The 7989-nt window shown below is 65.0% G+C and carries 18 protein-coding genes; all 18 read left to right on the top strand.

Features of this window, described 5'->3' with window-relative positions:
• The first annotated feature begins 410 nt into the window (after positions 1-410).
• Entirely contained in the window at positions 411-740 is a 330-nt protein-coding gene (locus BR31_RS0124765; protein WP_027503318.1) for a helix-turn-helix domain-containing protein, read from the top strand.
• A complete protein-coding gene (locus BR31_RS0124770) occupies positions 737-931 on the top strand; it encodes a hypothetical protein (RefSeq protein WP_027503319.1) in 195 nt (64 codons plus the stop codon). The genes BR31_RS0124765 and BR31_RS0124770 overlap by 4 nt, the downstream gene beginning before the upstream one ends.
• A gap of 64 nt (positions 932-995) precedes the next feature.
• Positions 996-1193, top strand: coding sequence for a hypothetical protein (locus BR31_RS0124775; protein WP_027503320.1), 198 nt, complete (start codon positions 996-998; stop codon positions 1191-1193).
• 94 nt (positions 1194-1287) lie between these two features.
• Positions 1288-1962: a lambda exonuclease family protein gene (locus BR31_RS0124785; protein WP_027503321.1), complete on the top strand. Its 675-nt coding sequence runs from the start codon at positions 1288-1290 to the stop codon at positions 1960-1962.
• A gap of 2 nt (positions 1963-1964) precedes the next feature.
• Positions 1965-2606 (top strand): hypothetical protein, encoded by a 642-nt coding sequence (locus BR31_RS30820; protein ID WP_051637729.1) that lies wholly within the window; start codon positions 1965-1967, stop codon positions 2604-2606.
• Positions 2603-3331, top strand: coding sequence for a 3'-5' exonuclease (locus BR31_RS0124795; protein WP_027503322.1), 729 nt, complete (start codon positions 2603-2605; stop codon positions 3329-3331). The genes BR31_RS30820 and BR31_RS0124795 overlap by 4 nt, the downstream gene beginning before the upstream one ends.
• On the top strand, positions 3328-3489 hold the full coding sequence (locus tag BR31_RS31725) for a hypothetical protein (protein ID WP_156042622.1): 162 nt from the start codon (positions 3328-3330) through the stop codon (positions 3487-3489). The genes BR31_RS0124795 and BR31_RS31725 overlap by 4 nt, the downstream gene beginning before the upstream one ends.
• 85 nt (positions 3490-3574) lie before the next feature.
• Entirely contained in the window at positions 3575-3961 is a 387-nt protein-coding gene (locus tag BR31_RS0124810) for a hypothetical protein (RefSeq protein WP_027503323.1), read from the top strand.
• Positions 3958-4251, top strand: coding sequence for a hypothetical protein (locus BR31_RS0124815; RefSeq protein ID WP_027503324.1), 294 nt, complete (start codon positions 3958-3960; stop codon positions 4249-4251). The genes BR31_RS0124810 and BR31_RS0124815 overlap by 4 nt, the downstream gene beginning before the upstream one ends.
• Positions 4248-4874 carry a hypothetical protein gene (locus BR31_RS0124820; protein WP_027503325.1) on the top strand — a complete coding sequence of 209 codons (627 nt, stop codon included), beginning with the start codon at positions 4248-4250 and terminating at the stop codon, positions 4872-4874. The genes BR31_RS0124815 and BR31_RS0124820 overlap by 4 nt, the downstream gene beginning before the upstream one ends.
• Positions 4871-5158 (top strand): WhiB family transcriptional regulator, encoded by a 288-nt coding sequence (locus BR31_RS30060; protein ID WP_051637730.1) that lies wholly within the window; start codon positions 4871-4873, stop codon positions 5156-5158. The genes BR31_RS0124820 and BR31_RS30060 overlap by 4 nt, the downstream gene beginning before the upstream one ends.
• Entirely contained in the window at positions 5155-5520 is a 366-nt protein-coding gene (locus BR31_RS0124830; protein WP_027503326.1) for a hypothetical protein, read from the top strand. Before BR31_RS30060 ends, BR31_RS0124830 begins: the two co-directional genes overlap by 4 nt.
• Position 5521: 1 nt before the next feature.
• On the top strand, positions 5522-6466 hold the full coding sequence (locus BR31_RS30825; protein WP_051637731.1) for a hypothetical protein: 945 nt from the start codon (positions 5522-5524) through the stop codon (positions 6464-6466).
• On the top strand, positions 6463-6990 hold the full coding sequence (locus BR31_RS0124840; protein ID WP_027503327.1) for a hypothetical protein: 528 nt from the start codon (positions 6463-6465) through the stop codon (positions 6988-6990). Before BR31_RS30825 ends, BR31_RS0124840 begins: the two co-directional genes overlap by 4 nt.
• Positions 6991-7127: 137 nt before the next feature.
• Positions 7128-7259 carry a hypothetical protein gene (locus tag BR31_RS32520; protein WP_269321369.1) on the top strand — a complete coding sequence of 44 codons (132 nt, stop codon included), beginning with the start codon at positions 7128-7130 and terminating at the stop codon, positions 7257-7259.
• Positions 7260-7359: 100 nt separating this feature from the next.
• Positions 7360-7536, top strand: coding sequence for a hypothetical protein (locus tag BR31_RS31730; RefSeq protein WP_156042623.1), 177 nt, complete (start codon positions 7360-7362; stop codon positions 7534-7536).
• Complete coding sequence (locus tag BR31_RS31735; protein WP_156042624.1) at positions 7533-7694, top strand: hypothetical protein; 162 nt, start codon at positions 7533-7535, stop codon at positions 7692-7694. The genes BR31_RS31730 and BR31_RS31735 overlap by 4 nt, the downstream gene beginning before the upstream one ends.
• Complete coding sequence (locus tag BR31_RS31740; protein WP_156042625.1) at positions 7691-7834, top strand: hypothetical protein; 144 nt, start codon at positions 7691-7693, stop codon at positions 7832-7834. Before BR31_RS31735 ends, BR31_RS31740 begins: the two co-directional genes overlap by 4 nt.
• Positions 7835-7989: the final 155 nt, after the last annotated feature.

Raw genomic sequence — 7989 nt, forward strand, 5'->3', positions numbered from 1 at the left:
CACGCTGCCGCCCGATGGCGGCTCCTTGGCGGTTCTCCATCGTGCAAGTACTGCATGAGATACGCCGATTGCTTGTGCGGCTGCTAAGTCGGACTCGTAGCCGCGCTCTCGTGACAGTCGGTCTACCCAGTCTGAAAACTGCGTCATTTGGCCACGATAACGCGCCAAACGCTGGGGCAACACGGTGTGCGTGTGCACACGAGTAGCAGGCACTTGACTTACACGCTTGTTGTTTCCCAGGTAGAGCAGCGGATATCCCAAATGCCGAGTTGAGATTCCAGATAGTGAAAAATTTCTGTGCGCGCACGGTGAGCGTGTGCACCCACGCATGTTGCGCGCACGCACAGTAGGCGCTATGGTTGTGTGACCGCACACAAGCACCAGCGAGTGCGCACACACTAGGAGTTGATATGGGAGCTGAAATCAAGCTCAAGCGAGAACGGCTCGCCGAGTACCGGCAGCTGTCGGGCATGACCACACAGCAGAAGCTCGGCGACGCCATGGGAATGGAACGATCCACGCTGTCCCGAACCCTCAACGGCTTCATTGACCCAGGCGAGAAGTTGATCGCTGGACTCGTCAGAGCCTTCGTCGGCACCACTGTTCTTGATGTCAGCCCGGCGCGTCTTGAGTTGGCCGCCGAGATGGTCGGCCTCAGCGCCGACGAACTCCGCATCGGGGTCCTGTTCACAAACCTCTTCGACCTCGTCGGAGTCGGCATCGAGGACGTGGCGGCATGAGCAGCCCACGCGACTGGATCAGGCACATCGCCGACATCCAAACGGCCAACGATCACAGTGTCGAGATCAGCGCCCAGGTCTCGGATGCCCAGCGGCTGGTCCTCATTGGCAGCCACGCGATCGACATCGACCAGATGCCAGCGGTTTACGCGGCCCTGACTGCTGCAGTCGACGCGCTCAATGCTGCCTGAAAAGAGAGCGGCCGCCCGGGCGCAACCGGACGGCCAGGCACCCACCAATCGGAAGGAAACGCAGATGCCCGCACAGTGTAACCCGCTCGACGCGTCGCTCACTGAGGAGCTGGACCGCTTCGACGACTTCTTTGACTTCCACTACCCGAGCCTGAGGGCTAAGGGCACCTACCGGGCCAACTACGAGGGCCTGACTGCCCAGGAGCTTTCGATGGTCACGGACGGGCTGATCGATTCGCTCCCGCCGAGCGGGTTCCTGTGACCGGCTTCTGGCTGATCGCTGGCTCTCACGCGATCACCACCCTCCCAATCCTGGCGTTCTTTGCCTTCATCTTCTGGCCTCGAAAGGAAGTCCGATGACCCTCACCGAATTCCCCAGCATCACGCAGGGAACGGACGAGTGGCACGACCAGCGCCGAGGCATCGTCACCGCCTCCGCCGTTGGGAAGCTCGTCACAGCGAAGACCCTCCAGACGGCAAGCAACACGGAATCACGTGGCCTGACTGCACTTCTTGCAGCCGAACGCATCACTGGATGGACCGATCCGACGTACATCAGCGACGACATGCTCCGCGGCATCGAGGACGAACCGCTAGCCCGCGACGTGTACGCCGAGCACTACGCGCCAGTCACTGAGACCGGCTTCATGATCCGCGAAGACCAGGGCGTCAAGATTGGATACTCCCCGGACGGGCTCGTCGGCGACGACGGACTGATCGAGATCAAGTCCCGCCGACAGAAGATCCACCTGGAAACCATCCTTTCCGGGCATCCGCCGATCGAGAACATGCCGCAGCTTCAATGCGGGCTGCTTGTGTCCGGCCGCGACTGGATCGACTACGTCTCCTACTGCGGCGGGATGCCTCTCTGGGTGAAGCGCGTCTTCCCGGATCAGCGCTGGTTCGACGCCATCAACTCCGCAGTCCGCGCCTTGGAAGAGAACGCCGCCGAGATGATCCGCCTCTACGAGGAGTCGGTCGCCGGCCTTCCCGCTACTGAACGAACGATCGAACTGGAAATGGTGATCTAGCCATGGACATCACAGAAACCATCGCCCCCAAGTCCGACCAGCTCAACGCCGAAGATCTCCTCAGCGGTCCGCGGACCGTCCAGATCGAAAGCGTCAGCAAGGGCTCGTCCGAGCAGCCGGTCAACATCCACCTCGTCGAGTTCCCGGGCCGCCCGTTCCGCCCATCCAAGACAGTGCGACGCATCCTCGTCGCCGCATGGGGCGCAGAGGCATCGGCGTACGTCGGACGACGGATGACCCTGTACCGCGACGCATCGGTGCGGTTCGGCGGCCAGGAGGTCGGCGGCATCCGCATCAGCCACCTGTCCCACATCGACAAGCGCCTCACGTTGGCGCTCACGGTGACCCGAGGCAAGCGCGCACCGTACGTCGTCGAGCCGCTACCCGAGGAGCAGCCGGATGTCGTCGTCGATCTCGACAGCCTCCTCGCCGGCATCGAAGCCGCCGACACGAAGGACGCATTGAAGGCGATCTGGAACCAGGCGGCGACCCTGCCGGAGGGCTCGCAGGGCCGCAAGACCGTGAGCGAGCGCATCACGGCACGCCTCGCAGACCTCAACACACCTGCGCCGGAACCCGAAACCGCCCCCGATCCCGCGCCCGACGCGCCGACCGAACTCTTCCAGCAGGAGGCAGCAGAATGAACTGGACCACCGCACCCATGGCCGCGTTCGACCTCGAAACCACCGGGCCGATCCCAACCAACGCCCGCATCGTCACCGCCCACATCGCGCTCATCAACGGGCGCGAGCACTCCGGGCAGAACTGGCTTCTCAACCCGCAGCAGGGCATCCCCGAAGGCGCGACCGCGGTACACGGCATCACCACCGAGCACGCCCGCGAACACGGCCAGAACTACACCGAGGGCTACCACGAGATCCGCCAGGCCCTCACCGCGGCATGGGAAGCCGGCCACACGGTCGTGGTGTTCAACGCCGCCTACGACCTGACCCTCATGGACCGCGAGGGGGTGCGGCTCGGTTACCCGCCCCTTGAGCCCGGCCTGGTGATCGACCCATTCGTCATCGACCGAGCAATGGACCCGTACCGCAAGGGCAAGCGGACCCTCGCCGCTGTCTGCGAGCACTACGACGTGCGTCTCGATGGCGCACACTCCGCCGATGGCGATGCACTCGCCGCGGCCAGGCTCGCCTGGAAGTTGCCGCGCAAGTACTCCGCGCTGGCTGGGCTCGACATCATGCAGTCGCAGGCCGAATGGCACGCAGCCCGCCAGGATGACTTCGCGGAGTACCTCCGCCGCCAAGGCAAGGATGCCTCGGATGTCAACGGCGACTGGCCGATGCGAGGACGAAAGCAGTCCACCGAGCCGGAGCAGCAGACCCTCGACACAGCCGAGGTGGTCGCATGACGCGGCTGAGCCTGACCACGAGATGGCGGATCGCGAAGATCGGCGCAGGCGAATGGGGTGTGTACGTCTCGCCAGCCTCCCCGCGTCCGATGGCAGTGTTCGCCACCTGGCGTGACGCCTGGGACGACCTCGAAGCCTTCCTTGAGGTGGTCGCGTGACCGCGCAGTGGCAGGCCATCGTCTGCGCACTCCTCACCGGCCACCCCATCGAGCTCCCCTTCTATGCCACCCCGGAGGCCTGGGCATGAGCTACAAGGAACTTCGCGACTACCTCGCCGAGCTCGCGGGTGAGCGAGCCAACGAGGCATACGAGCACATCACCAAGGCACTCGGCTGGAACCCTCCTCCTCTCTGGGAAGCGCCCCGAGCCAAGGCGGACGTGATCAACGCCGAGGTAAAGCAGCTCGACGGATTCCGGCACGTCGGGTGGTACTGCGAGCACCCCCTCCTCTCGACCCCGCCATACGGGCGCATCACCCACCACCGCGAGTGGAGCCACAAGAACAAGCGCGGATGGCGAGAGAACAAGAACGTGAGCAGGTCGGTGACTTGCTGTCCCGAGTACGACTCGTCCCTCGTTTGCCCGCAGCGGCAGCCGATCTATGTCCGAATCTCCGAGGAGAACCAGTGACCCTCACCGCTGACGACTGCATCGCAGCCGCAACCACACCGCACAGCCGCTACCTCGAGCACGCCCAAGCCGCGCTCGACGCCTGCATCCGCGGCGCCGTCCCCTTCTCCGCCGACACCGTCCGGGCCCTCATCCCGGCGTCGGCGGGGGAGGGGAACCCCAACGTCCTCCCCGCCTTGTTCCTCAACGCGTCGAAGCGGCAGCGCATCACCCCCGTCGGCTACATCGCGCCGGCCCGCCACACCCGCCACGGAAACCGAAACCGCCTCTGGATCGGAGGACCCCAGTGACCGAATGCGTCTGCGGCACTTGCCCGCCCTGCCGCCGCGAACTCCGCCTCGCCGCCCGTGAGGTCGCCAAGCCCATCGTCCTCTCGCCGCTTGCCGCGGCCATCCTCGCCGAACCCATCGGATACGAGCCGGTCAAACCCCGTGTCCGGCCTGTGCAGAACCGGCGCAAGCCGGAACCGAACCTCGACTCGCAGAAGCGGGCCACCCGCCGCCGCAGCGACAACGCCGTCAACCTCACCCAGCGGTCCACGAAGCCGCCCACCCCGACGGCCTGCGCCCAGTGCGGCGGGATGCGTGCCGTGACTACCCGCGGAGGCGGCGCCTACAGCCACCTGTACCTCACCGGCTCCGGTGATCTGTGCGAGGTCTGCGCCGACGCCGTCCAGTTCCGTGCTGTCCTCGACGCCTTCGAGCAGTCCGAGGGTGACGAGCGGGAGGCGCTGCGCCGCAAGGCGTGGCGAGCTCGCCGCTTCCTCGACCGCGAACTCCGCGACGGCCGCGCCTACGCCCCAGCGGCCCCACAGCACGGCGGCGCAACCGCCTACAACAAGGACGGATGCCGTTGCGAACCGTGCCGCGACTGGAAGGCCACCGACAATGCCCGACGGAGGGCAGCAGCATGAACACCCCCTACGCCTGGCGCAAGGACGCCAAGTGCTTCGGGCAGGACATCGCCCTCTACGAGACCGCGAACCTCCCCGGCGCACAAGCCAGACGGCCCGCAGCCCGAGCCCGCTGCGCCGGCTGCCGCGTCATCCCTGACTGCGCCCAGGACGCTTTCGACCACTGGCAGCACACCCGCGGCCACATCCGCGCCGGATACGCGATCCCCAACAGCGAAACCGGCCGGACCGAGGCCAGGAAAGCAATCGCCTCCATCGCTGAGCGTCGGGCGGTGAGTGCATGATCCCACCGCCCGACCCCATCGGCACTGTGCAAGCGCTCACCGCCGCCGTCGAAACCCCCTGGGGCACCTACGCCCCGGGGGTGCTCGTCACCATCACCGCGGCAACCGAAACCGGCTGGATCATCGACGTGGACCCCCTGCCCACGCCAGGCCGCCGGCACCGGATCGAAATCCCCGCGACCGCACTCACTGCATGGGCCGAAGGCCCCGCGCTGCACGGCCGCATCAGCATCCCCGCCGACGCTCTCGCCGAGCTCTACCTCAACGCCACCATCGAAGCGCAGATGACCGCCGAATCCCTCTGCGGCACCACCCTGATCGACGCCCTCGTGGCCCGCCACGACGCACGGAAGGCGGCCTGAGATGCCCAAGGACAAGCGCATCTACATCACCCTCGCCGTCGACATGCCCGACCACCCCAAGCTCGCAGCCCTCACCAAAGGGCAATGCTGGCTCATCGTCGAAGCTCTCATGTACTGCCGCAACTACAAGACCGACGGCGTCATCGACGCTGCCGTCTGGCGAAAGATGGACACCAAGCGGAACCGGGAAGCAGTCGAGCAGAGCCGCGTCGGAATCAACTTAGCGACAGAATCGCGACAGGATTTCGACAAAATCGCGGCAGAATTTCGGCAGAAAACTGGTGCGGCACTACCAAATTCTGGCGTGTTTTTTCCGGACTACGCCGAGCATCAGCAGACCAGAGCCGACATCGAAGCGGCCACCGCAGCGAAGAAAGCCGCAGGTAGCAAGGGTGGAAAGGCCCGCGCAGCCAACGCCAGCTACCCCAAGCCGGACCCGGAAGAGGCAAGCGAAGGTCAAGCAGCTGCTTGCGATCCGCTTAAGCAGACGCTCAAGCAAAACCAAGCAGAGGTAGAGGTAGAGGAAGAGAAAGAACTATCTACTCACCTAAGTACCCCCCCTCACGTAAGTAACGCGCCCGCGAAGCGCCGACGCGGACTACAAGCCATCGACGCGGCGAACGCCACCGCCCGATTCCCCGCCGTCCACGCCTTCATGCACGACTACGTCCAGGCATCCGCAACACCGATCGACCAAAAGACCTTCGCCCAAATCGAAGACGCCATCACGCCACTCATCGCACAGGGCATCCCCGGCCAGCAAGTCGCCAACGGCATCCGAGCCTGGGAAGCATCCGACTCGTTCAGCCCCACCCAGATCGCCGCGTTCGTCCACAAAGCCGGCGCCAAAGCCTCAGCTCCGTCCGGGCAAGGCAAACCCACCACCAAAGCCCTCGGGCACCTCGCCTCCGCCGAACGCCTCATCCAAGCCAGGAGAAACGCATGACCATCACCAGCATCGACGCCACCGACGAAACGCTCATCGCCACCGGAATGGTCTTCGCCCGAGCCGCCGTCTTCGACGACTACTTCGGCCACGAGGACGACGGACGCACAGCCGCATGGGCCGAAGCGATCCAGAAATACAACCTCGACCGAGCCGACCTCCTCAACGCCGTCACCACGTTCTACGCCGGAACCCCCGGAGGGCGCCTCAGCATCGGCGAACTCATCCGCCTAGCCCGCCAGTCACGGCAGGACACCGCGATGCGCCGAGAGCACGATGAGCGGGCAAAGCGAGGCATCACAACAGGACTCACACCCATCACCGCCACCACAACACCCGACACCCAGCTCGGCGGCCTCCCCATCGCAGGAGCCGACGGTGACCCCGTCTGGGCCGCATACGACATCAACAACGCCATCAACCACGACTGCCCCACCTGCAAAGAACCCGCCGGAGGCGCCTGCGTCAACACACGCAACGACCAAGCACGCAAAATCCCATGCCTCGCACGAATGAGGCTCTGACCTGCCGTAATTCCGCGCTCGCGCCTGTGTTGGTGTTTGCGCGCTCAATGTGGAGTGTGTGCGCACACTCTTGTGTTAGTGTGTGAACACAGCCCGGCGCAACGGGCTTCTATCTCCATCTCTCGGAAGGAACCTTGATGGAACCCAATCTGATTCGTGTGACGGCTGTTTCGGCGCTTCGTGGGATTGTGCCGACGCCGATTCACGCTGAGCTGGTCGCTGAGTGGCAGGCCGATGGCCGTGAGATCCCGGCGGAGGTGGCGGCATGAGCAAGCTCCTGAGCCTCCTCGTGTGCGCCCTGGTGGCGTTGCTGGGCGTCGGATACGGCTTCGTCTGCATCAGCATCGCGTACACGGTGGGAGCGCAGTCGTGAGCGCCCCGTACACCGCCGACGAGTTGCATCGGTTCGCGGACTGGATGAACGACCGTGGCATCGACGCAGGAGATGTGTTCGCTGAGCTGTACGCGGAGGCTGATCGCCTTGAGAAGTCCGACGACTTCAACACCGCGCCTTGCTCTCACTGCGGGCAGGAGATTCGGCTATGAGCGCCATCGTGGACTGCGGCGAGTACGTCGACACGCGGCCGCAGCAGTCCTGCGAGCACCTCGACTTGCAGGCCGGTTACCGCGACAGCTTCGGCCACTTCATGTGGTGCACCGACTGCGACGCCATGTTCGACGAGACGGGGGAGGAGCTGCTGTGAGCGCCTACCCCATCGTCCACGCCTGCGACTGCGGCACCTGGGACAGCATCCACGAAACCGGCTGCGACGGAACAGCCCACAACTGGGACGACGCCGACCACACCCACGACCTTCACGCAGACCAGGAGTACGACCTGTGACGACGATCCCCGTAGTGCCTGACGTTCGGTTCACCATCCCGGTCGAGCCCACGTCAAAGGCTCGCCACCGGACGGGGATTCGGGGCGGCAAGGTCTACCACTACAAGGACTCCAAGACCACGAAGGCTCAAGACCTGGTGTCCTACTACTTCCGG

Origin of the sequence: Rhodococcus sp. UNC363MFTsu5.1 (assembly GCF_000686785.1) — a bacterium.
Lineage (GTDB): Bacteria > Actinomycetota > Actinomycetes > Mycobacteriales > Mycobacteriaceae > Rhodococcus_G > Rhodococcus_G maanshanensis.

What these genes read in the sequence shown, in the direction of transcription:
- BR31_RS30825 (WP_051637731.1), top strand. Translation starts at nt 5,522, where the DNA reads ATGCCCAAGGACAAGCGCATCTACATCACCCTCGCCGTCGACATGCCC.
- BR31_RS0124830 (WP_027503326.1), top strand. Translation starts at nt 5,155, where the DNA reads ATGATCCCACCGCCCGACCCCATCGGCACTGTGCAAGCGCTCACCGCC.
- BR31_RS30820 (WP_051637729.1), top strand. Translation starts at nt 1,965, where the DNA reads ATGGACATCACAGAAACCATCGCCCCCAAGTCCGACCAGCTCAACGCC.
- BR31_RS0124765 (WP_027503318.1), top strand. Translation starts at nt 411, where the DNA reads ATGGGAGCTGAAATCAAGCTCAAGCGAGAACGGCTCGCCGAGTACCGG.
- BR31_RS0124785 (WP_027503321.1), top strand. Translation starts at nt 1,288, where the DNA reads ATGACCCTCACCGAATTCCCCAGCATCACGCAGGGAACGGACGAGTGG.
- BR31_RS0124770 (WP_027503319.1), top strand. Translation starts at nt 737, where the DNA reads ATGAGCAGCCCACGCGACTGGATCAGGCACATCGCCGACATCCAAACG.
- BR31_RS31725 (WP_156042622.1), top strand. Translation starts at nt 3,328, where the DNA reads ATGACGCGGCTGAGCCTGACCACGAGATGGCGGATCGCGAAGATCGGC.
- BR31_RS0124840 (WP_027503327.1), top strand. Translation starts at nt 6,463, where the DNA reads ATGACCATCACCAGCATCGACGCCACCGACGAAACGCTCATCGCCACC.
- BR31_RS32520 (WP_269321369.1), top strand. Translation starts at nt 7,128, where the DNA reads ATGGAACCCAATCTGATTCGTGTGACGGCTGTTTCGGCGCTTCGTGGG.
- BR31_RS0124810 (WP_027503323.1), top strand. Translation starts at nt 3,575, where the DNA reads ATGAGCTACAAGGAACTTCGCGACTACCTCGCCGAGCTCGCGGGTGAG.
- BR31_RS30060 (WP_051637730.1), top strand. Translation starts at nt 4,871, where the DNA reads ATGAACACCCCCTACGCCTGGCGCAAGGACGCCAAGTGCTTCGGGCAG.
- BR31_RS31735 (WP_156042624.1), top strand. Translation starts at nt 7,533, where the DNA reads ATGAGCGCCATCGTGGACTGCGGCGAGTACGTCGACACGCGGCCGCAG.
- BR31_RS0124795 (WP_027503322.1), top strand. Translation starts at nt 2,603, where the DNA reads ATGAACTGGACCACCGCACCCATGGCCGCGTTCGACCTCGAAACCACC.
- BR31_RS0124775 (WP_027503320.1), top strand. Translation starts at nt 996, where the DNA reads ATGCCCGCACAGTGTAACCCGCTCGACGCGTCGCTCACTGAGGAGCTG.